Source organism: Streptomyces griseicoloratus (assembly GCF_014534645.1).
GTDB lineage: Bacteria > Actinomycetota > Actinomycetes > Streptomycetales > Streptomycetaceae > Streptomyces > Streptomyces griseicoloratus.
In genome coordinates this window covers 113,469-136,184 of record NZ_JACVQF010000220.1, presented here as the reverse complement: position 1 = coordinate 136,184, position 22,716 = coordinate 113,469, and the positions used below count along the sequence as shown (strand labels likewise).

Annotated in this window: 16 protein-coding genes and 1 riboswitch; of the genes, 7 read left to right on the top strand and 9 right to left on the bottom strand. The window is 73.2% G+C overall.

The features are described from left to right. Positions 1-34 precede the first annotated feature (34 nt). The 4 genes from H0H10_RS28795 to H0H10_RS28780 form a co-directional block, all read right to left on the bottom strand. Complete coding sequence (locus tag H0H10_RS28795; protein WP_188184049.1) at positions 35-982, bottom strand: hypothetical protein; 948 nt, start codon at positions 980-982, stop codon at positions 35-37. Between the two features lie 198 nt (positions 983-1,180). Beyond that, positions 1,181-2,344, bottom strand: a complete 1,164-nt coding sequence (locus H0H10_RS28790; RefSeq protein WP_188184048.1) for a VWA domain-containing protein — start codon at positions 2,342-2,344, stop codon at positions 1,181-1,183. Then, entirely contained in the window at positions 2,341-4,788 is a 2,448-nt protein-coding gene (locus H0H10_RS28785) for a DUF5682 family protein (protein ID WP_309141920.1), read from the bottom strand. The genes H0H10_RS28790 and H0H10_RS28785 overlap by 4 nt, the downstream gene beginning before the upstream one ends. A gap of 117 nt (positions 4,789-4,905) precedes the next feature. Then, positions 4,906-6,105 (bottom strand): ATP-binding protein, encoded by a 1,200-nt coding sequence (locus H0H10_RS28780; RefSeq protein WP_188184047.1) that lies wholly within the window; start codon positions 6,103-6,105, stop codon positions 4,906-4,908. 132 nt (positions 6,106-6,237) lie between these two features. Between H0H10_RS28780 and H0H10_RS28775 the strand changes: the two genes are divergently transcribed. Together H0H10_RS28775 and H0H10_RS28770 are read left to right on the top strand one after the other, a co-directional pair. Continuing rightward, positions 6,238-7,593 (top strand): SWIM zinc finger family protein, encoded by a 1,356-nt coding sequence (locus H0H10_RS28775; protein WP_188184046.1) that lies wholly within the window; start codon positions 6,238-6,240, stop codon positions 7,591-7,593. Between the two features lie 23 nt (positions 7,594-7,616). Next, entirely contained in the window at positions 7,617-9,239 is a 1,623-nt protein-coding gene (locus H0H10_RS28770) for a DUF5691 domain-containing protein (protein ID WP_188184045.1), read from the top strand. Between the two features lie 575 nt (positions 9,240-9,814). Here the strand turns inward: H0H10_RS28770 and icmB are convergent. Further along, positions 9,815-10,231 carry a coenzyme B12-dependent isobutyryl CoA mutase small subunit gene (gene icmB / locus H0H10_RS28765; RefSeq protein WP_188184044.1) on the bottom strand — a complete coding sequence of 139 codons (417 nt, stop codon included), beginning with the start codon at positions 10,229-10,231 and terminating at the stop codon, positions 9,815-9,817. Between the two features lie 491 nt (positions 10,232-10,722). Here icmB and H0H10_RS28760 point away from each other — a divergent pair, with 491 nt between their 5' ends. Both H0H10_RS28760 and H0H10_RS28755 read left to right on the top strand, forming a co-directional pair. Beyond that, positions 10,723-11,664 (top strand): esterase/lipase family protein, encoded by a 942-nt coding sequence (locus tag H0H10_RS28760; protein ID WP_188184043.1) that lies wholly within the window; start codon positions 10,723-10,725, stop codon positions 11,662-11,664. A gap of 188 nt (positions 11,665-11,852) precedes the next feature. After that, the gene (locus H0H10_RS28755; RefSeq protein ID WP_188184042.1) at positions 11,853-13,388 is read left to right on the top strand and encodes a M23 family metallopeptidase; all 1,536 of its coding nucleotides are present in this window, start codon (positions 11,853-11,855) and stop codon (positions 13,386-13,388) included. A 99-nt stretch (positions 13,389-13,487) separates the two neighbouring features. Here the strand turns inward: H0H10_RS28755 and pcrA are convergent, their stop codons facing one another. Beyond that, positions 13,488-15,968, bottom strand: coding sequence for a DNA helicase PcrA (pcrA, locus tag H0H10_RS28750; protein ID WP_188184041.1), 2,481 nt, complete (start codon positions 15,966-15,968; stop codon positions 13,488-13,490). A gap of 230 nt (positions 15,969-16,198) precedes the next feature. Beyond that, positions 16,199-16,371: riboswitch (cyclic di-AMP (ydaO/yuaA leader) on the top strand. Between the two features lie 8 nt (positions 16,372-16,379). Between pcrA and H0H10_RS28745 the strand changes: the two genes are divergently transcribed. Both H0H10_RS28745 and H0H10_RS28740 read left to right on the top strand, forming a co-directional pair. Further along, entirely contained in the window at positions 16,380-17,585 is a 1,206-nt protein-coding gene (locus tag H0H10_RS28745; protein WP_188184040.1) for a C40 family peptidase, read from the top strand. Between the two features lie 26 nt (positions 17,586-17,611). Next, positions 17,612-18,619 (top strand): tellurite resistance/C4-dicarboxylate transporter family protein, encoded by a 1,008-nt coding sequence (locus tag H0H10_RS28740; protein ID WP_188184039.1) that lies wholly within the window; start codon positions 17,612-17,614, stop codon positions 18,617-18,619. Here the strand turns inward: H0H10_RS28740 and H0H10_RS28735 are convergent. Further along, on the bottom strand, positions 18,597-18,950 hold the full coding sequence (locus H0H10_RS28735; protein ID WP_188184038.1) for a hypothetical protein: 354 nt from the start codon (positions 18,948-18,950) through the stop codon (positions 18,597-18,599). The two genes, H0H10_RS28740 and H0H10_RS28735, sit on opposite strands and share 23 nt — an antisense overlap. A 247-nt stretch (positions 18,951-19,197) precedes the next feature. Between H0H10_RS28735 and H0H10_RS28730 the strand changes: the two genes are divergently transcribed. Continuing rightward, positions 19,198-20,529 carry an FAD-binding oxidoreductase gene (locus H0H10_RS28730; RefSeq protein WP_309141919.1) on the top strand — a complete coding sequence of 444 codons (1,332 nt, stop codon included), beginning with the start codon at positions 19,198-19,200 and terminating at the stop codon, positions 20,527-20,529. A gap of 36 nt (positions 20,530-20,565) precedes the next feature. Here the strand turns inward: H0H10_RS28730 and H0H10_RS28725 are convergent, their stop codons facing one another. Continuing rightward, positions 20,566-21,309, bottom strand: coding sequence for a LuxR C-terminal-related transcriptional regulator (locus H0H10_RS28725; protein ID WP_188184036.1), 744 nt, complete (start codon positions 21,307-21,309; stop codon positions 20,566-20,568). Next, complete coding sequence (locus tag H0H10_RS28720; protein ID WP_188184035.1) at positions 21,306-22,598, bottom strand: ATP-binding protein; 1,293 nt, start codon at positions 22,596-22,598, stop codon at positions 21,306-21,308. The genes H0H10_RS28725 and H0H10_RS28720 overlap by 4 nt, the downstream gene beginning before the upstream one ends. Positions 22,599-22,716 lie beyond the last annotated feature (118 nt).

Genomic DNA, 22,716 nt, shown 5'->3' with positions numbered 1-22,716 from the left:
CGCGCGGCAGGTCTGTCGCGGGGGAAGGCCCTGCCTAGGCCGGAGAGACCGGAATGTCCCGGTACCTGTCCTGGACCTCGTCCGAGTCGGCGCGCACGACGGCGCCCGGCACGAGTCGGAGCGGTACCTGGTGGTGAAGGGTGACCGCGTGCGCGTCGCCGTGCCGCGGGGTGCCGTTGTCGGCGGCGGAACCGTTGCCGAGCGCTCCGTCCGGATCACCTGCGGGTGCCGGACGGGCGGGGGCGTGTGCGGCGGCCGAACGGTGCGTGTCACCGTGCGCCGTGGGGTGAGCGGCACCATCGGCGAGCCGGGGCCCGTACGGGGCGCCGGACGTCGGGGCGGCCGCCGACGACGCCGTGGCCGCGGGATCGTGGCCGGGCTGCGAGGCGGCCGGGGACACCGGTGCGGCGGGAAGATCCGGATGCGGGTCGGACACGTCCGGCAGCGCTGGGGGCGCGGGGACGGCCGGAAGCACCGGCGCCTCGGGGACGGCCGGGAGCGACGGCATGTCGGGGACGGCCGGAAGCGGCGGCGGCGCGGGGAGCGACGGCAGCGGCTCCAGCGGCAGCAACTCCAGTGGCGGCGCCTTCGACCGTGCGGACTCGAGGTCCTCCGACACCATCCGCACCAGGTCGTCGACCGGCCGCACGACCCGGTCCTGCACGGACCGGACGACGTGACCGGTCACCGGCCGGAGGTCCGGAACGAGTGACGCAGATGTCTCGCCGGCCGGCTTCGCGCCCGCCCCGTCACGCTCACCGGGAGCCTCGGATCCGCCCGTGGCCGCCGGGACGACGTCCGCGACCGTGCCGACGACGTCCTTCGCCGGGGGCACGCCCTCGGCCGCCTGCGCCCGTTCCCCGAAGAGCAGCCCGAGGACGAACACCCCGCCCACGAGCAGTGCCACCTGAAGCGCACGCCACCCGGCCGCCCTGCGCATCACACGCAGAGCGGCACCGGGCAGGGCTGGTGACCAGATCAAGAGGGGGAGGTTCCTCCCGTTCGGCGGAACGACGGGCGCCGCGGACGACGCATCGATACGACGCGCGATCCTCGCACGGGAGTCCCGAGGTTGCGCAAGCCCGCCGTTACCGATGGGTAGTCATGTCCGTTTTGCTGGCAGGAGTCGGGCGGCGCCGGATCGACAAGTCGCCACCCGGCCGGCGCGCCCGCCCCGGCCTCACCCGGCGTCCGGTACGGGCAGGGGCCGCTTCTCGATCGCCGCCGCCATCACCTCCGGGAACAGATCCGGCGTGCAGGCGAAGGCCGGCGCGTCCAGTGCGGCCAGCGCCGCCGCGTGCTCCCGGTCGTACGCGGGCGCCCCCTCGTCGGACAGGGCCAGCAGCGTCACGAACTGCACGCCCGCCGCCTTCATGGCCGCCACCCGCTTGAGCATCTCGTTGCGTATGCCTCCCTCGTAGAGGTCGCTGATCAGCACGACCACCGTCTCCGCGGGCCGGGTGATCCGGGACTGGCAGTACGCCAGCGCCCGGTTGATGTCCGTCCCGCCGCCGAGCTGGGTGCCGAAGAGCACGTCCACCGGGTCGTCGAGCTGGTCGGTGAGGTCGACGACCGCGGTGTCGAAGACGACGAGCCGGGTGCTGATCGACTTCATGGACGCCAGCACCGCCCCGAACACGGACGCGTACACGACGGACGCCGCCATCGACCCCGACTGGTCGATGCAGAGGATGACCTCCTTCTTCACGGACCGGGACGCCCGCCCGTAGCCGATGAGCCGCTCCGGCACGATCGTCCGGTACTCCGGCAGGTAGTGCTTGAGGTTGGCCGCGATCGTGCGGTTCCAGTCGATGTCGTGGTGGCGGGGCCGGCTGACGCGGGCGCTGCGGTCGAGGGCGCCGGTGAGGGTGGCCCGGGTGCGGGTGGCGAGCCGCTTCTCCAGGTCCTCGACGACCCCCCGCACGACGGCCCGTGCCGTCTCCTTCGTCGTCTCCGGCATCGCCTTGTTGAGGGACAGCAGCGTGCCGACGAGGTGCACGTCGGCGTCGACGGCCGCCAGCATCTCCGGCTCCAGCAGCAGCGTGGCGAGGCCGAGCCGGTCGATGGCGTCCCGCTGCATGACCTGCACGACGGAGGACGGGAAGTATGTCCGTATGTCCCCCAGCCAGCGCGCCACGGACGGCGCCGACGCCCCGAGCCCCGCGGAACGGTCCCGGCTCTTGTGGGCCTTGTCCGCCTTTCCGTAGAGGGCCGCGAGGGCCCCGTCCATCGCCGCGTCCCGTCCGGAGAGCGCGCACCCGGTGCCGTCGGCCGCGTCACCGCCGAGCACGAGCCGCCACCGTCGCAGCCGCTCCCGCTCCGGGTCCACCAGCTCGGTCGTCATGCCTCCACCCCCACCGGGTCGTTGTCCTCGTCGTCGGCCTCGTGGCGGCCGGTGTCCCCGGCTCCTGGAAGGAGTGCGCCGGCCGGGTCCGGGCCGAGCAGCAGCCGGACCACCGGCAGCACCGCGTCGGCGCGCCCGGTGTCGAGCTCGTCCGCGAACCCGGGGATGCCGGACCCCGCCGCGGTCACGCTCCCCCGCTGCCCCGGTCCGCGCCGGACCAGCTCGCCGAGGGTGCGGCGCACCCCGGGCTCGTAGCCCGAGAAGGTGCGCCGCAGCAGTGGCAGTACGTCCGTGAACGCCTCCGCCGGTACGCCCGTCAGCCAGGCGTCGACCAGTCCGAGCAGGCGCTCGTCGTGGACGAGGAGCAGGCCGCCTCCGGAGCCGCCTCCGACGAAGCCCTCGATCCAGGCCGCCCCGTCCGCCGGTGGCGTACCCGGGGAGAGGACCAGCCCCATGAGCCGTGCCGCCTCCTCGGCCGCCAGCTCCCCCTCGTCCAGCAGGAGCCGTACGGCGCGTCCCCGGATGACGCCGGGCACGGTGTCCCGGACGGACAGCAGCCGCAGGACCGTCTGCCAGCGCCTCCGCAGGTCGCCGTGGCCCGGTGCGGGGTCGTCCCCGAGCAGCCCCACCGCCCCGTGCACGGCGTCCACATGGCGGCGCATCTCCTCGGCCGCGTCGGCGTCCAGCGCGGCACAGGCCGGGGGCAGGCCGACGAAGACCCGCTCGGCGAGCCCCGCGGCGACCTCGGCCAGCGCGCCGGTGTCCGTGCCCCGCACGTCGCCGTAGCGCAGGGAGCGGACCAGGGCCGGCAGGGCCTGGGCGAGGTGGCCGACGTCCGCGTCGAGGGCGGCGCGGTCGGCGAGGATCCGCATCACCGCGGGGAGCGCGTCCGGCAGGTCGGCCAGCAGGCAGCGCTCGGCGAGCGCGGTGACCTCGGCGAGGCCCTGTGCGGACACGGCGTCCGCCTCCGCCTTGGCGGTCGCGGCGGCGAGCACGGTCGTGCCCCACACCCCGGCCTCGGCCACCCGCACGGACAGCTCCGGCTCCCAGCGCAGCCGCCACGTCTCCCGGAACGTGCCCGTACTGCCCCGAGACGCGGCCGGCTCGCCCCATCCGATGCCGAGCAGCCGCAGCCGGTGCAGCAGTCTGCCGCGCTCGGCGTCGGTCTCCTTGCGCAGGTCGAGCTCCAGTTCGCGCTCCAGCGCCTCCGGCTTGAGCCGCAGCCGTCGCTGGATCCGGGCGAGGTCCCGCTGCAGGGGCACCGCGGGCGCCCCCGGGGGCACCTCGCCGAGCACGTCCCCCACGACCAGCCGGTCGTGCACCAGCGCGAGCGGCACGTCCGAGCCCTCGCACATGACCGCGCGCACGGCATCCGTCGTCTCGCTCAGGCCGGGCAGCGGACGCCCGCGCATCGCGGCGAGCGTGCCGGCGAGCCGCACGGCCTCGATGACATGGGCCGAGGAGACGATCCGGTCCTCCTCGCGCAGCAGGCCGGCGACCTTCGTCAGCCATCGCTCGACGGGCCGGTCCGGCGCGCCGAACAGGTGTCCGTACCAGCCCGGTGAGTCGATCCCCGCCCCGTACCCACTGGCCCGGGACAGCCTGCGGTGGGTCCACGGCACCCAGGTCATGTCGACCTTCGTCCTGGGCAGTCCCTTCAGCAGCGCCCGGTCGGCGGCGACGGTGGTCCTCCGCCGCAGTGCCGGTACGTGCCAGGCCCCGCAGACCACGGCCACAGCGTCGGCGAACTCCCGCTGCGCCGCCCGCACCTGGAGCCGCATGTACGCCTCGCGCACGAGGTCCCGGTCGCGCCCGTCGCCGGTCTCCGTCTCCCGCAGCGCCCCCATGGCCTCCTCCAGCGCGGTGAACGGCGCGAGGGCGTCCCCCTCTCCCGCCCCCCGGTGCTCGACGACGTCCTCCCACCAGCGCTCCGGGTCGTCGTGCCCGGCGGCCTCGGCGAGCACGGCGAGGGGGTCGGCCCGCACGTCACGGGAGGCTTCGGGGTCGCCCCCCGCCCCCTGACCGTCCTCGGGATCGCGCCCCGCCCCCCGTCCGTCCTCGGGCCCGTCCCCTTCGGCGTCCTGCTCCTGCCACGCGAGCGTGTGCGCGGCCGGGAGGTCGACGAAGCGGGCCGGGACGCCGTTCTCCACGGCCCAGCGGATGGCGACCCACTCCGGGGAGAACTCGGCCAGCGGCCAGAACGCGGACCGGCCGGGTTCGTCCACGGCGTGGGCGAGGAGGGCGACCGGCGGCCGCATGCCCTCGTCGGCGGCCAGGGGGATCAGGGAGTCCGCCTCGGGCGGCCCCTCGATCAGCACGACCCGCGGCCGGGCCGCCTCCAGCGCGGCCCGGACCGCCCGTGCCGACCCCGGCCCGTGGTGCCGCACGCCGAGCAGCAGCGGACCCGCGGCGGACCGCCCGGCCGGCTTGTCAGCGCCCGTCACCCCGTCCCCCTCGCTTCCGGTTCCAGCTCGAGTCGTCCTCGTCCCCGGTCCGGCCGGACGCGGCACCACGCGTGCCGTACGCCGTGACGCCCGTCCGGAGCCGCCACCACATGCCGGTCATGCGCTCACCTCCCGGCAGGCCCGGTAGAAGTCCTTCCAGCCGTCGCGCTCGCGGACGACCGTCTCCAGGTACTCCTGCCAGATGACGCGGTCGGCCGCCGGGTCGCGGACGACGGCGCCGAGGATGCCCGCGGCGACGTCACCGGGCCGCAGTACTCCGTCGCCGAAGTGGGCGGCCAGAGCGAGGCCGTTGGTGACCACGGAGATGGCCTCGGCCGTGGACAGCGTGCCGCTGGGCGACTTCAGCTTCGTCCGGCCGTCGGCCGTCACCCCGTCGCGCAGCTCGCGGAAGACGGTGACGACGCGGCGGATCTCGTCGATGCCGTCGGGCGCGGCCGGCAGGTCGAGGGACCGGCCGATCTGGTCGACGCGGCGCGAGACGATGTCGACCTCGGCCTCGGCGCTCTCCGGCAGCGGCAGCACCACGGTGTTGAAGCGGCGGCGCAGCGCGCTGGAGAGGTCGTTGACCCCGCGGTCGCGGTCGTTGGCGGTCGCGATCAGGTTGAAGCCGCGGACCGCCTGCACCTCCTGGCCGAGCTCCGGTATGGGCAGGGTCTTCTCGGACAGGATCGTGATGAGCGTGTCCTGCACGTCGGCGGGGATGCGGGTCAGCTCCTCGACGCGGGCGGTCATCCCCTCCGCCATGGCCCGCATGACCGGGCTGGGCACGAGTGCGTCGCGGCTGGGGCCGTGGGCGAGCAGCTGCGCGTAGTTCCAGCCGTAGCGGATCGCCTCCTCGGGCGTGCCGGCCGTGCCCTGCACCAGCAGGGTGGAGTCACCGCTGACCGCCGCGGCCAGGTGCTCGGACACCCAGGTCTTCGCGGTGCCGGGCACGCCGAGCAGGAGCAGGGCGCGGTCGGTGGCGAGGGTGGTGACGGCGACTTCGACGATGCGGCGCGGGCCCACGTATTTCGGTGTGATCACCGTGCCGTCCGGCAGGGTGCCGCCGAGCAGGTACGTGGCCACGGCCCACGGCGACAGCTTCCAGCGGGCCGGGCGCGGACGGTCGTCCTGCGCGGCCAGCGCGGCGAGTTCGGCGGCGAAGGCGTGCTCGGCGTGCGGCCGCAGCGCCTCGGCTCCGGGTGTGCTCGACTGTGTGTCCGCGGGCGCGGCAACGGGGCTGCCCGTCCCCGTGTTCGCGGGCGCGGACCCGTTCTGGCTCGGGTCGACGGACGTCGGTTCAACGGACGCAGGCATGGCTGAGTCCCCCTCCAGCTCGGCCGGTTCGGATCTGGCATCCACGGTGCACCACCCCACTGACAATCGCTCTGACCAGCACTGACGCGCTCGCGAGGTCGATTGTCAGTGGCGGGATCTACCTTCGATGGCATGACTCAGCAGGGGGTGCGCTGGAGCGCGGACCAGGTGCTGGCACTGGCGCCTGACGCCGCGTCACGCAAAGCGGGCAGCAAACTCGGCGCGGCCGGGCCGTGGTCCGAGGCGGGGAGTTCCGACGAGGGGACGGTGTGGGGGCTGTGCAAGGGCAGTGGCAGCAAGCCGTATCAGACGATCGTCGACATCGCGGACGTTTCGGGGCCCGCGTACAAGTGCAGTTGCCCGAGCCGCAAGTTCCCGTGCAAGCACGCGCTCGGTCTGCTGCTGCTCTGGGCGGGCGGGGAGGGGGCGGTGCCGACGGCGCAGGCGCCGGACTGGGCGGAGCAGTGGATCTCGGGCCGGCGCAGACGCGCCGAGGAGAAGAGTGCGGCGGACTCCCCCGGCTCCGGGCCCGGCGCCGGTGATCCGGATGCGGCGCGGCGCAGGGCGGAGCGCCGGGCCGAGCGGATCACCGCGGGGGCCACGGAGCTGGAGCAGCGGCTGACGGACCTGCTGCGCGGTGGTCTGGCCGGCGTGGAGCAGGCCGGGTACGGGATGTGGGAGGAGACGGCGGCCCGCATGGTCGACGCCCAGGCGTCGGGACTGGCCGCGCGGGTCAGGGAGTTGGGAGCGATTCCGGCGTCCGGTCCCGGCTGGCCGGTGCGGCTCCTGGAGGAGTGCGCCCTCCTCCACCTTCTCGGCCAGGGCTGGCTGGGGCGCGATCGGCTCCCCGACGACCTGGCGGCGACGGTCCGCGCGCGCGTCGGCCTGCCGGTGTCGCCGGACGGGCCTCCGGTGCGGGACAACTGGCTGGTCCTGGCTCAGTACGACACCGCCGACACGCGGTTGACGACCCGTCGGATATGGCTGCACGGCGTCGAATCGAACCGCACCGCACTCCTGCTCTCCTACGGCGCCGCCGGCCGTGCTCCGGAGCTCGCGCTGCCGGTGGGCCTGACCCTGGAGGCGGAGGTGTCCGCGTATCCGGGCGGCGGCCGGCAGCGGGCGTCACTGGGCAAGCAGTTCGCTCCGCCGGCCCCGACGGCGATACGCCCACCGGGCGTGTCGACGACCCGGGCCGCCGCCCGCTACGGCGAGGCGCTCCGTGACGACCCGTGGCTGGAGTCGGTCCCGGTGACCCTGGAGCGGGTCGTTCCGGTCCCGGACGGCGACTCCTGGCAGCTGGCGGACGCCGACGAGGACACGGCGCTGCCCCTCACGCCCGCGACGCACCACCGCCCGGGTCTGTGGCGCCTGGTGGCCCTCTCCGGCGGTGAGCCGGTCAAGGTCTTCGGTGAGTGCGGTCACCGGGGCTTCACCCCGCTGGCGGCCTGGCCGGCGGATCCCGGACCGGCGGTGCAGCTGTGCTGACCCATTCCACGGAAGGGAACCGCATGCCCCAGACGCCCGCTCCCGCGCAGGCGCCCGTGCCGGGCGCCTGGGAGGAACTCGTCACCTCGGCGCTGCTCGGCACGGAGCGGCGCACTCCCCCGGGCCACGCGCCCGGTCGGGCGGCACCGACGGCCCTGCTGGACGCGGCGGCCGTGGAAACGGTGCGCAGACGCGCCGGGCTGCGCCCCGCCCGCTCGGCGGAGCGTCTGGAACCGGCGCCCGAGGATCCGCGCCCACCGCTGCCGGCCGCGGCGGCACGCAGGCTCACCATGCTGCTCGCCGACCGCCCCGGCACGGCGGGCGGGGGCCGCAGGGGCACGGCACCCGACCTGATGGAGCTGCTGCCCCAGTGGCTGGCGGCGGCGAACGCCCGGGGCTTCGCCGCGCCCCCTCAGACGCTGCCCGCCCTGCTGGACGCGGCACGCGGGCGTACGGACCTGCGTCCGGCGACGCTGACGTTCGCCGGGCCGCGCGCCCTGTGGCTGGCCCGGCTCAACCCGGACTGGCGGTTCGCCCTGCGCGCGGCACCGGGCGGAGGAGCCGCGCTGCCGCGCCCCGAGGACACGGCCCGGGTGCGGCAGCTGTGGGAGGAGGGGCTGTTCGCCGAGCGTGTCGCCCTCCTGGCGGCCCTGCGCGCCCGGGACGCCGCCGGCGCCCGCGAGCTGCTCGCCTCCACCTGGCCGACGGAGCGGGCCGAGGACCGCCTGATGTTCCTCGACTCGCTGCGGACGGGGCTGGGGCCGCAGGACGAGCCGTTCCTGGAACGGGCACTGGCCGACCGGAGCCGTAACGTACGGGCGACGGCGGCGGAGCTGCTGTCGGCGCTGCCGGGCTCGGCGCTCGCCGCGCGGATGGCGGCCAGAGCCCTGACCTGCGTGTCCGTCGACCGCACGGGCGCCGCACCGGCGATCGTCGTGGAGGCCCCCCACGAGTGCGACGCGGACATGGAGCGCGACGGCGTCGTACCCAAGCCTCCCGCGGGACGCGGTGAACGCTCCTGGTGGTTCGGCCAGTTGGTCGAGGCGGCACCGCTCGGGACCTGGCCCGCCCGGCTCGGCGGACGTACGCCCGAGGAGATCGTCGCCCTGCCCGTGGCGGACGACTGGCAGAGCGAGCTGCACGCGGCCTGGTGCCGGGCGGCGGTGCGGCAGCGGGACGCCGGGTGGGCGAGGGCGCTGCTGGGTTCGCCCACGGCACCCGAGGCCGGCGGCCCGGGAGCGGTGTCCCTGGCCGAGCGGGCCAAGCTGCTCGGCACGCTGAACGCCGGGGAGCGGGCCGAGTGGGTCGCCGGGTTCATCGCGACGCACGGCCTGTCGGAGGCGTTCCAGCTCCTGGGGATGTGCGCGGTGCCGTGGGCCGCGCCGCTCGGGCGGGCGGTGGTCGACGCGCTCAACATCGCCCGGGACGCGGGCAGTTATCCATGGAGCTTCAGCGGGGTCATGGGACTGGCCGAGCGCTGTCTCGACCCCTCGGAGGCGGGCCGCCTGGACGGCCTGCTGGCGATACCGGACGAGACGGAGGACGCTTCGCCGGGGGCGGGCGGGTACTGGGCGGAGGCGTTCCAGCGCCTGGTGACGACATTGCGCCTGCGCGCCGCGATGACCGAGGAACTGGGGGCGCCCTAGGACAGACCGCCGAACTCCCACCGTCCGCCCGAGCGAGGAGCCCGGGGACGCGCACCCCGCCCCGCCGAACCAGGCCCGGCCCACCCCGGCACGGACCGGGCCCGGCCCACCGCAGCACGGTCCGGGCCCTGCACAGCCCGGGCACGGGACGGGCCATGCCCACCGCGGCAGGGGCCAGGCCCTGCCCACCGCGGCGCGGACTGGGCCCCGCCCACCCCAGCGAGGACCGAGCCCTGCACAACCCGGGCACGGGACGGGCCATGCCCGCCCCGGGCGCGGGACGGCTCCGTCCCCCTGAGGCGGGGCGGCTCCCGACCCGCGCAAGGCAGGCCGACTCCCGGCCCCTCGTACAGGCGTCACACGGCCTCGCAGCCCGGCGCCACGCGGCGGGACTGCATACGACGGCGTCCGCGCGGCAGGCGGGAGCAAGGACGCGACCGGACGCAGAAGGTCCGAGATCCGGCATCACGAGGTGCCGCCCGACGGTCTCCGAACCGGCACGGAGCGCGCGGCCGACCGGGCGTCCAGGCCCCGGACGCGCTCCGACCGGGCGTTCGCCCCGGACGAGCTCGCGGCTACGCCTGCGCCGGCTGCCGCACGTTCGCCCGGACCCAGTCCACGATCGACGCTGTCGTCGCACCGGGCGTGAAGATCTCCGCGACGCCCTTCTCCTTCAGCGGAGCGATGTCGGCCTCGGGGATGATCCCGCCGCCGAAGACCAGGATGTCCTCCGCGTCCCGCTCCTTGAGCAGGTCGATCACGGCGGCGAAGAGCGTGTTGTGCGCACCGGAGAGGATGGACAGCCCGATCGCGTCGGCGTCCTCCTGGATCGCGGTGTCGACGATCTGCTCGGGGGTCTGGTGGAGACCGGTGTAGATGACCTCCATACCGGCGTCGCGCAGCGCACGCGCGATCACCTTGGCCCCGCGATCGTGGCCGTCGAGCCCCGGCTTGGCCACCACCACGCGGATCGGACCGGCTGCCACACCCATCACTGCCTCCATGAAGCGACTACATCCATCCGTACGACAAGTACCGCACACATCACCCACGCCGTACACACGGCACGGCGTGCACGAAGGGCACACAGTGCACGGACTGCGCGAACCGCAGGGCGCACTCCGCGCGTGCCGGGGAAGTGAACGAACGTTATCGCCAGCATCCCGCAACCGGCGGTTTCGCGGTGGAGACAGAGGGGGAAATCACACGTGGGACACGTTCCGCCGCACATCTCTCCGGAGGGTCGCGGTAGGGACACGCGCAAGGAGAGCCGCAGCGAGGGCAGGCAGCGGAAGGCCGCATCGCCGCATCGCCGACACCACCAGCACCTGATCACATCACCGGCATCACCGCCCCACCAGCCGCAGGGGCATATTCAGCTCACGGCGACCTCGCAAATACCACCTACCGCAGGTGTCACGGCTCTCCACGAGGGCACACGGGGACAGAGGCGTTCCTCCGCGTGCCGACAGGAGGTCGGCCCATGTTGGTCACGGTCACCCGGGCAGTTTCGCCCCTTCTGCCGTTCTGCCAGCGTCTTCTGCCCGATCTGCCCGGCCTCCCGGGCAGGCTGACGGGAATCTCCCTGACCCTCCTGAAAGCCACGGCACTGGAAATCGCGATCCTCGCCGGGCATCTGCTGCTCTACCCCTCCGGAATCGTCCAGGAACGCCGGTCCGCTCCCGTCCTCCCCTCGCCGCAGCCGTCCCCGGACGCGGCGGACCGATGCGGACCACCGGGCCCCCGACCGTCCCCGCCCACGCCGCAGCTGCCGTCCGGCACCAGCCTCCCGGTAGTCCTCCTGCACGGCTTCATCGACAACCGCTCGGTCTTCCTGTTCCTGCGCCGCAGCCTCGCCCAGCACGGCAGGCACCAGGTTGAGTCGCTCAACTACTCACCGCTGACCTGCGACATCCGCACCGGTGCCGAGCTGCTCGGTCGGCACATAGAGGAGATCTGCGCCCGCACGGGCAGCGATCGGGTCGACGTCGTCGGCCACAGCCTCGGCGGACTGATCGCGCGCTACTACGTGCAGCGACTCGGCGGCGACGCCCGGGTCCGGATGCTCGTCACGCTCGGCACCCCGCACACCGGCACCCGCGTGGTGCCGCTGGCGAACGCGCACCCGATCGTGCGCCAGATGCGCCCCGGCTCCGCGGTGCTGGAGGAGCTGGCCCTGCCGTCACCCGGATGCCGCACCCGGTTCGTGAGCTTCTGGAGCGACCTGGACCGCGTGATGGACCCGCTGGAGACGGCCTGCCTCAACCACCCCGACCTGTCGGTGGAGAACGTACGGGTGAGCGGCATCGGTCACCTCGCCCTGCCCGTGCACCCCGCCGTCGCCACCGGCATACGGCAGGCCCTCGACACCACCGTGCCGGCCGACGGGAAGAAGGACCGCGCAGACGGCCTGACCGTCGCCTGAAACCCGGCCCGAAGTCGAACATTTCTCGAACACAAAGCCAAGCTCACGTCCGCCGTCCCCCAAAACACGGCCGATTGCCCGTTTCCTGCGCGCGCGAAACCTGCCGAAGATTGTCGTGCCCGTATACCGCCGGGTACAGTCGCCGCACTGCTCTGGCAGCCCCTGTTGTCGAGGCGAAAGAGAAGTTGGTGAACGACCGTCACCCGTCGGGGACCATGACCACCCCGGCCCCGGCTTCCGACGCCGCCCCGGCGCACTACGCGTCGTACGGCACCGAGGAAGCCCAGTACGGCGACCTCACCACGTACGGCGGCTACGACGCCACCGGTTTTGCCACCGGCGGTCACGCCGCCACGGCGGCCTTCGACGCGGACCCCCTGTTCGGGAGCCTCCCGGCCCAGAACACCGGCGCCTACGACTCGTACGACACCACGGGTTCGTACGACGCCACCCAGTGGACCACCGGCAGCCACCAGACCCTGAACCACGACCAGTACGCGGCTCAGCACCACGCCGCCTACGACACCGGCGCCTACGACACGACCACCTGGACCTCCGGGTACCAGCAGGTCTCCGTGCCGGCGCAGGCGACCGCCGAGGCGACCGGCCAGTGGGACGCCGGCGCCTGGCTCCAGCCCGACCAGTCCGGCAACCCCGCCGACCACACCCAGCAGTGGGAGTGGGGCACGCAGACCTTCGACACCGGGGCCTACGACGCCACGCAGTGGAACTCGGACGGCGCGGCGGACAACCCCGGCCCGGACGGCGACGGCGCTCCCCCGCAGGACGAGCACGCCTCCGTGCCCCTCGACCAGCAGGCCACGGCGACCTTCGCCCAGCTGCCCCAGGACGAACCGGCACGGGACAACGGCGAGACGGCCGCCACCGGCGAACTGCCCACCGTGACCGCCCTGCTCGACGACCAGGAGGAGACCACCCCGGCCCGGATCCCGGCCCCCCGTGCCGGATCCCGCGGCGCGGCCCGTTCCCGCCGCCGTCAGCCCGCCAAGCGCTCGGCGCTGCTGACCATCGCGGTCCCCTCCGCCTGTGTCATGGGCGTCGCCGGCATCGCCGCCGCCTCGGTCGGCGGCCTCTCGGGTGGCGAGGAGGGCCAGGAGACCACGGCCTCCGCGGCGGACGCGCAGCCGGTGAAGCCGTCCACCGCCAACAACAAGCTGGACACCCAGCTCGCCAGCCTCTCCGCCGGGGCCGACGACTTCGCCGACCGGGCCAGCCGGACCCAGGAGCGCATCGACCTCGAGGCCCAGCAGGAGGCCGAGAAGAGGAAGGCGGCGGAGGAAGCGGCCCGCAAGGAGCGGCTGCGCCCGAAGTTCGCGCTTCCGGTCGCGCAGCACGGGCTGAGCGCCTACTACGGCCAGGCGGGCATCAACTGGATGTCGGTGCACACCGGCATCGACTTCCCCGTGTCGTACGGCACCACGGTGATGGCCGCGACCGACGGCACGGTCCGTACGCAGTGGAACAGCGCGTACGGCAACATGATGATCGTGACCGCGAAGGACGGCACGGAGACGTGGTACTGCCACCTCTCCAGCTACCAGGTCCCCTCCGGCACCACGGTGAAGGCCGGCGACCCGATCGCGTACTCCGGCAACTCGGGCAACTCCACCGGACCCCACCTGCACTTCGAGGTACGGCCGGCCGGCGGTTCGGCGATCGACCCGCTCTCGTGGCTGCGCAGCCACGGCCTGGAGCCGTCGTGACGGTTTGACGTCGTGCCGATGTGACGTCGTGACGACGTGACGACGTGACGTCTCACCCGAGGATGAACGGGCCCCGCCGACCGGCGGGGCCCGCCGCGCTCAGAGCTTCTCCACCGGGGCGTACCGCAGCAGCAGACGCTTCGGCTTGGTGTCGCCGAAGTCGATCGTCGCCTCGGCGTTCGCCCCCGTGCCCTTCACCGCGACCACGGTGCCGAGCCCGAACTGGTCGTGCGTGACCCGGTCGCCCACCGCCAGCGAGACCGTCGGCTTCTCGCCGGCCCGGCGCGTGGCGAACCCGGACGCGCCCGACGCCGACGAGCGGGAGCGGGACGACGACAGCGAGGCCGCCACGCCCGAGACCGAACCGGAGGACGAGGGCGCGCTCGCCCCGGTCCGCTTCCACTCCACGTGGGGCGCCGGGATCTCCTCCAGGAAACGCGAGGGCGGGTTGTACGAGGGCTGCCCCCAGGCGCTGCGCATCGTCGACCGGGTCAGGTACAGCCGCTCACGCGCGCGTGTGATGCCGACGTACGCAAGGCGCCGCTCCTCCTCCAGTTCCTTGGCCTGGCCGAGGGCGCGCATGTGCGGGAAGACGCCGTCCTCCATGCCGGTGAGGAAGACGACCGGGAACTCCAGTCCCTTGGCGGTGTGCAGGGTCATCAGCGTGACGACCCCGTCGCCGTCCTCCTCGTCGGGGATCTGGTCGGAGTCCGCGACCAGCGCGACCTTCTCCAGGAAGTCGGCCAGGGTTCCGGCCTCCTCGCCGTCGGCGCGCTCCTGCTCGAACTCCAGGGCGACGGCCGCGAGTTCCTGGAGGTTCTCGATGCGGGTCTCGTCCTGCGGGTCGGTGGACGCCTGCAACTCGGCGAGGTAGCCGGTGCGTTCGAGGATGGCCTCCAGCACGGTCGCCGGTCCTGCGCCGGACTCGGCGATCGTCCGGAGGTCCTCCATGAGCGTGTTGAACCGCTTGACGGCGTTCGCGGAGCGCGCGGCCATGCCGTACGCCTCGTCCACGCGCTTGAGCGCCTGCGGGAAGCTGATCTTCTCGCGCTGGGCGAGGGCGTCGATCATGGCCTCGGCACGGTCGCCGATGCCCCGCTTGGGGACGTTGAGGATGCGGCGCAGCGGCACCGAGTCCTCGGGGTTGGCCAGCACCCGCAGGTAGGCCAGGACGTCCCGGACCTCCTTGCGCTCGTAGAAGCGGACGCCGCCGACGACCTTGTAGGGCAGGCCGGTGCGGATGAAGACCTCTTCGAAGACACGGGACTGGGCGTTGGTGCGGTAGAAGACGGCGACGTCGCCGGCCTTCGCCTCGCCCGCGTCGGTGAGGCGGTCTATCTCGTCGGCGACGAACTGGGCCTCGTCGTGCTCGGTGTCGGCGACGTACCCGGTGATCCGCGAGCCGGCGCCCTGGTTGGTCCACAGGTTCTTGGGGCGGCGGGACTCGTTGCGCTCGATGACGGCGTTGGCGGCGCTGAGGATCGTCTGGGTGGAGCGGTAGTTCTGCTCCAGCAGGATCGTCGTCGCGTCCGGGTAGTCCTCCTCGAACTGGAGGATGTTGCGGATGGTCGCGCCGCGGAAGGCGTAGATCGACTGGTCGGCGTCGCCCACGACGCACAGTTCGGCGGGCGGGACCTCGGCCTCGGGCGGCACGTCGACGGGGTGCTCGGAGGTCCCGACGAGTTCGCGCACCAGGGCGTACTGGGCGTGGTTGGTGTCCTGGTACTCGTCGACCAGGACGTGCCGGAAGCGGCGGCGGTAGTGCTCGGCGACGTCCGGGAAGGCGCGGAGCAGGTTGACCGTCGTCATGATCAGGTCGTCGAAGTCGAGGGCGTTGGCCTCGCGCAGCCGCGACTGGTACAGGGCGTAGGCCTGGGCGAGGGTCTTCTCGAAGCCGTCGGCGGCCTGGGCGGCGAAGTCCTCCTCGTCGATCAGCTCGTTCTTCAGGTTGCTGATCTTGGCGCTGAAGGACTTCGGCGGGAAGCGCTTGGGGTCCAGGTCGAGATCACGGCACACGAGCGCCATCAGACGCTTGGAGTCGGCGGCGTCGTAGATCGAGAACGACGACGTGAAGCCGAGCTTCTTGGACTCGCGGCGCAGGATGCGGACGCAGGCGCTGTGGAACGTCATCACCCACATCGCGTTCGCCCGCGGGCCGACGAGGTGCTCGACGCGCTCCTTCATCTCGCCCGCGGCCTTGTTGGTGAAGGTGATCGCGAGGATCTGGCCGGGGTGGACGCCCCGCTCGGCCAGCAGGTAGGCGATGCGGTGGGTGAGCACGCGAGTCTTGCCGGAGCCGGCACCGGCCACGATGAGCAGCGGGGAGCCGGAGTGCACGACGGCGGCGCGCTGGTTGTCGTTCAGCCCCTCCAGGAGCGCGGCGGAGTCGACCGCCGGGCGCGGGGCGCCGTCCCGGTAGTGCGTGTCCCGGTCCGGGGGCACGTCGAACTTCCCGTCGAACAGATCGTCCGGGACCGGCTCCGGTACGTGATCGTCCTCGGGCGGTGACGGGGGCTCCTCGTGGCCGCGGGGGACCTGGAGGCTCGCCAGGAAGCTGTCGTCAAAGAGGCTGCTGCTCATCGCTCTCCGAGTCTAGGGCGCCGCACCGACAACCGGCCGCCGTCCCGGAAACCCGGCCGGCGCATCGCGGGCCGGCACGGTCCCGACAGGCGTCATCACACAGCGTGAACCGGAAGCCAAGGTCACGAAAATGTATCGGGCATATCACCCACCAACCTTCACAGGCGCCACACGAGTTGGCTACGGTGCGGGCGGGCCGCACGACCCCCACCGGCGAACGTCGCCGGGCCGCGCGGCCTCCGCCGAGTCCGGCGCGTCCGCACGGCGCCCGGAGCCGGGGACCCACCGAGACCTTGGGGTGAATCGGCCCACATCCCCTTCGGGGCGGGCCGTAGGGCAACCCTTCCGAGCCGTCCCTGCCCGAACCCGACAGCTAACCCGGTAGGCGGTTCAGGGAAGGAGTCGCCTCTCTTGGCGTCGCACCGCAAGCCGCGCCCCTCGGGTACGCGCGTCGCAGGCATACGGACCCCCGCCCTCGCCACGGCGGCCCTCACCTCCGTGGCCCTGCTCTCGCAGTCGGCCAACGCCGCCCCCGCCGACGACAAGCCGAGCCTGGAAGAGGTCGAGAGGAAGGTCGACGACCTCTACCGCCAGGCCGGGTCGGCGACCGAGAAGTACAACGCGGCCAAGGAGAAGACCGCCAAGCAGCGCAAGCGCGTCGACACCCTCCTCGACGACGTCGCCCAGCGCACCCAGAGCCTCAACGAGGCGCGCGAGGAACTCGGTTCCTTCGCCGCCGCCCAGTACCGCACGGGCGCCGCGGTCCCCGACACCGCGACCTTCCTGCTGGCGGACTCCCCGCAGGACTACTTCGACCAGAACCAGCTGATGAGCCGGCTCACCGGCCGCCAGAAGGAAGCGGTCGACGACTACATCACGCAGCAGTCCGAGACGATGAAGAAGCGCCGGGAGGCCACCGAGAGCCTCAAGACGCTCACCGACTCGCAGAACGACCTGAAGACGGCCAAGGCCACCGTCCAGAAGAAGCTCGCCACCGCACGCGAACTGCTGTCGACGCTGACCGCCGAGGAGAAGGCCCGGCTCGCGGCGATCGAGAAGAAGAAGCAGGAGGAGGCCGCCCGCAAGGCCGAGGAGCTCGCCCGGCAGCAGGCCGAGGAGCGGCAGCGGCAGCAGGAGGCGGCCCAGGAGCAGCAGAACGAGGCCCCCTCGGGTACGTCCGGATCGGGAACGGACTCCGGCACCACCGGCTCGTCGGAGGGCTCCTCCTCGGCGGACTCCTCGGCGGACTCCTCCTCCAGCACCAAGGCCGAGAAGGCGCTCGCCTTCGCCCGCGCCCAGATCGGCAAGCCGTACGTCTGGGGCGCCACCGGTCCCGACTCCTACGACTGCTCCGGCCTCACCCAGGCCGCCTGGAAGGCCGCGGGCGTCACGCTGCCGCGCACCACATACGACCAGGTCGCGGCCGGCACCACGGTCCCGATCTCCCAGGCGCAACCCGGCGACCTGGTCTTCTTCTACGACGACGTCACCCACGTCGGCCTCTACATCGGCGACGGAATGATGATCCACGCCCCGAAGCCGGGCACGTACGTGCGTGAGGAATCGGTCTACTACGACGGAGAGTCGTCGATCCACAGCGTGGTGCGACCGGCCTGACCCACGCCGGTCCCTACGATCGGCCCATGTCGTCCGGTACCCACCATCCCCTGCGCACCTGGTGGGCGCAGCGTCCGCCGGCGGCCGGGGCCGCCGTGATGGCGACCGGCATCGTGTCGGTCGGTCTGCACCTGACGGGGCACGAGGTCCTGTCCCGCATCGCGCTGGTCCTGGCCTGCGCCGCCTGGCTGGGACTGGCGGTGAGCTTCGTGTCGCTGCTGCTGCTCCAGCGCACGACGTGGCTGGCGCAGGCGGGGACGCCGGGTGCGCTGACCGCCGTGGCCGCGACGACCGTGCTCGGCACCCGCTTCTCCCTGCTGGGCACGCAGCCGCCGGCCGAGGCGCTGCTGGCGCTGGCCGCGGTGCTGTGGCCGGGGCTGCTCGTGCTGGTGGTACGGCACTGGGAAGGCCGTATGCCGGGGGCGGTGTTCCTCGGGTGCGTGGCCACGGAGGGGCTCGCCGTGCTCGGTGCCACCCTGGCCGCGGCCACCTCGACGGCCTGGCTCGCGCATGCGGCCCTGGTGCCGTTCTGGCTCGGGCTCGGGCTCTATGCCATCGCGTTCTTCCGCTTCGATCTCCGGCAGGTCGCCCACGGCGCCGGGGACCACTGGGTCGCCGGGGGCGCGCTCGCCATCTCGGCGCTCGCGGGGTCCAAGCTGCTCGCCGCCGAGTCCGGCATGTACCTGTGGAACGACGACGACCACGACGTCCTGCACGGTGTGACCGTCGCGCTGCTCGTGCTCGACCTCGTCTGGTACGCCGTGCTCCTGGTCGCGGAGATCGTGTGGCCGCGGGCCCGCTATGACGTGCGCCGCTGGTCGACCGTCTTCCCGCTCGGCATGACGGCGGCGGCGACGCTGTCCGTCGCCGCCGCCGTGGACGTCCCGTGGCTGGAAGGGCCCGGTCAGGTGCTGCTGTGGATCGCGGTGGCCGCGTGGCTGGCGGTCGCCGCGGGGGCGGTCGCCTCGGCCCGGGCCGCGCTGCGGTCCACGGGCGCCGGGGCCGCGGGCGTCAGGTCCACAGCACGGCGATGAAGATGTTCGCCAGGGTCAGCAGGCCGACGAGGCCGAACAGGCCCTTGTCCGCCTTCTCCTCGTCCCGCTTCACGTAGACCAGGCCGAGGATCACGATCAGCACGGCCAGCTTCACGCCGATCTTGATGTTGTTCACCGACTGGTCGTCGGCCTGGTTGAGGCCGACCAGGATCACTCCGGTGACCAGCATCGTCAGCGCGCCGTGCAGCATCGCCGGGGTGAAGCGCGCCGCGCCCTGTCCCATCGTTTTCATCTGCGTGAGGAAGCCCCCGAGGAGCGCCGCGATGCCGACGATGTGCAGGCCGACGAAGAGGTTGATGAGTACGTCCATGAGGCCGGAGCCTAATGAGCGGCCGGTACGCCTCCGACACCGGCTCGGTCATCGGGCCGCCGGGTCCGCATGCGGGCCCGGCGGCTGCGGCCTAGCGTGAAAGAAGAGAGAGCGACCCCAGCAGCGCGCACCGGGGGAGGCCGTGCCGATGCCGGACGAGCAGAGGACCACATCGACAGCCACTGCGGAGACAGCCACTGCGGAGCGGGCGATCGCCGATCGGCTCCGCCTCTCACTCCGGGGTGAGGTGATCGACCGCGGGCATCCCGGCTACGACGAGGCCCGCGCCGTATGGAACGGGCTGATCGACCGCCGCCCCGCGCTCATCGCCCGCTGCTCCGGTACCGCGGACGTCGTCGAGGCGGTGCGGGCCGCACGCGAGCACCGGCCGGTCGTGAGCATCCGCGGCGGCGGGCACCAGGTGGCGGGCAGCGGGGTGTGCGACGACGGGCTGGTGATCGACCTCTCACGGATGAAGGGCGTCCACGTCGACCCCGCGGCCCGTACGGCCCGCGCCCAGGCGGGCGTGAGGTGGGGCGAACTGGACCGCGAGACCCAACTGCACGGGCTGGCCACGCCGGGAGGGGAGATCTCGGCGACCGGGATCGCGGGGCTCACGCTCGGCGGGGGCTTCGGGTTCGTGATGCGGACGTTCGGTCTGAGCTGCGACAGTCTCCGCTCGCTGGAGATCGTCACCGCGGACGGCACGGTGCGCACGGCGAGCCGGGACGAGGAGCCCGACCTGTTCTGGGCGGCGCGCGGCGGCGGCCGGGGCATCGGGGTCGTCACGTCCTTCGAGTACGACCTCCATGCGCTCGGCCCGGAGGTGGCCGGGGTGCTGGTGCTCCACCCGTACGAGCGCGCCGAGGACGTCCTGCGGGCCTGGCGGGACGCGACGTGCACCGCGCCGGAGACGGTCACGCCGGAACTCCTGCTCTGGAGCGTCCCCGCCCTCCCCGTGATCCCCGAGGAACTGCACGGAGCGAACTGCGTCATGGTCGGCGCCGTGTACGGAGGCCCGCCGGACGATGGTGCCTCCGCCGCGCTGGCGCCGCAGCGTGAACTGGGCCCGCCGCTCATCGACCTGAGCGGAACCCTGCCCTACGTCACGCTGCAGAGCGCGAACACCTGGCGGTTCCCCGACGGCGAGCGCTACTTCATGAAGTCGCACTTCATGGACGAGCTGAGTGACGAGGCCATCAGGACCGTGCTGGACTGGGACTCCCGGCGGCCGACTCCGGAGAGCCTCACCGTCATCCGCACCCTGGGCGGCGCCGTGGCGCGCGTCGGCCCCGACGACAGCGCGTTCGCGCACCGGTCGGCGCGCTACAACGTGAGCTTCGACGCGGGCTGGCAGGACCCCGCTCTGGACGAGGCCGCGATCGGGTGGGCGCGCTCGGCGTGGGACGCGCTGAGGCCCTTCTCGAGCGGCGGGACGTACGTCAACTTCGCCGGGCTCGGCGAGGACGCGAGCGAGCTGCGGGGCGCGGTCTTCGGCTCGCACGAGGAGCGGCTCGAAGGCATCCGTGCCGCGTACGACCCCGAGGGCCTGTTCGCACCGGCCGCGCGCAGGCCGTGACCTCGGCCGGCCGCGTCCCGCGTCCCTGCCGCGCCGTCACACCAGGCGGCGTGCCGTCGCCCAGCGGGTCAGCTCGTGCCGGTTGGACAGCTGGAGCTTGCGCAGCACCGCCGAGACGTGGGACTCGACCGTCTTCACGGAGATGAACAGCTGCTTGGCGATCTCCTTGTACGCGTAGCCGCGGGCGATGAGCCGCAGCACCTCGCGCTCCCGCTGGGTGAGACGGTCGAGGTCCTCGTCCACCGGCGGGGCGTCGGTCGAGGCGAAGGCGTCGAGGACGAAGCCGGCCAGGCGCGGCGAGAACACCGCGTCGCCCTCCTGGACGCGGAAGATCGAGTCGACGAGGTCGGAACCGGTGATCGTCTTGGTCACGTAGCCCCTGGCGCCGCCGCGGATCACGCCGATCACGTCCTCCGCCGCGTCCGAGACGGACAGCGCGAGGAAGCGCACGGGCTGCTCGGCGTCGGCCATCAGCGGGGCACAGCGGCGCAGGACCTCCACCCCGCCGCCGCCCGGAAGGTGCACGTCGAGGAGCACCACCTCGGGCCGGGTCGCGGTGATGACCGTGACCGCCTGGTCGACGTCGGCGGCCTCGCCGACGACCTCGACGCCGGTCTGCGCGGTCTGGCCGATCTCGGCCTGCACGCCCGTGCGGAACATCCGGTGGTCGTCGACGAGGACCACGCGCACGTGCCGCCTCCCCGCGCCGCCCGCCTGCTCCGCGGGCTCGGCCGCCTCGCCCGCTCCCGCCGTTCCGTTCGCCTCGGTCGGGTCGCTCATGACGTCTTCTCCGCCCTCTCCATCTCCAGCTCGACCTCCGTGCCGCCGTCCGGCACCGCGCGCAGCCGCGCCGTGCCGCCGTTGCGCTCCATGCGGCCGATGATCGATTCTCTGACACCCATGCGGTCGGCGGGTATCGAGTCCGGGTCGAAGCCGGGGCCCCGGTCGCGGACGGACACGAAGACCGTCCTGCCCTCGACCTCCGCGTAGACCTGGACGGCACCGCCCTCGCCACCGTACTTGGCGGCGTTCACCATCGCCTCGCGCGCGGCCTGCATCTGTGCGCCGGTCCTCTCGTCGAGCGGGCAGTCCCCGACGACGACCACCTCGATGGGGACGCCGTGCTTGTCCTCGACCTCCGCGGCGTTGCGCCGTACGGCCTCGGCCAGGGTGCTGGGTTCGTCCTCCTCGTCCTTGCCGTTGCCCTCGGGCTTGTAGAGCCAGGCGCGCAGGTCGCGCTCCTGGGCGCGGGCCAGGCGTCGCACCTCTCCCGCGTTCTCCGCGTTGCGCTGGATCAGGGTCAGGGTGTGCAGCACCGAGTCGTGCACATGGGCGGCGACCTCCGCGCGCTCCTGGGCGCGGATGCGCATCAGCCGCTCCTCGGAGAGGTCCTGCGTCATGCGGACCAGATAGGGGCCGGCGAGCAGCGTTATGCCGACGAGGACCGCGAGGGCCGCCTGCAGCACGGACCCGAGGTGGGCCGCGGACCCCTGGAGGACGAAGATGGCGGAGACACCGGCGGTCACCAGCAGCACGCCGGCCACGGTGCGCAGCAGCGTGACCGTACGACGGTGCCGTCCCACCTCGGCCCAGCGGGCCCGGCGGGCGTTGTCCGCCTGGCGCCAGACGAGGGCGACACCCGCGCCGACCAGCACCGTCGGCCACAGGTATGCCTTGGCGCCGCCGCCGAGGTTGACGTTGCCCACGAAGACCATGGCCACGACGACCATGAGGAGCAGGGCGACTATCTGCCCCTTGTCCGGTTTGCGGGCGACGATTCTGCGGCGGCCGTCGGGCGAGGTCTCGGTCGTGACCAGGGACGGCGGCTTCTGCGCGTCGACGCCGCCGACTCCGAGCGGCACGAAGAACCAGAACGCCGCGTAGAGCAGAGCGCCCAGGCCGTCGGCCATGAACAGGCCGACGAAGACGAGCCGCACCCAGATCACGGGCAGCCCGAGATGCCCGGCGAGCCCCCGCGCCACGCCACCGAGCCAGCGTCCGTCGCTGCTGCGGTAGAGCTTGCGCGGCGGCCGCGGTTCGACGAGGGGTGCTGCTGCGGCTTCCGGCATGCCATCGATGGTCACACGGCCGTGGGAGCGGAGCATCAGGGTCTGCCCCGGAGACTCCCCTGATCTTCGGGCGGCGGGTCCTTCGAACGCTCCCCCGGCATCGCCTCAGGGCCGATCT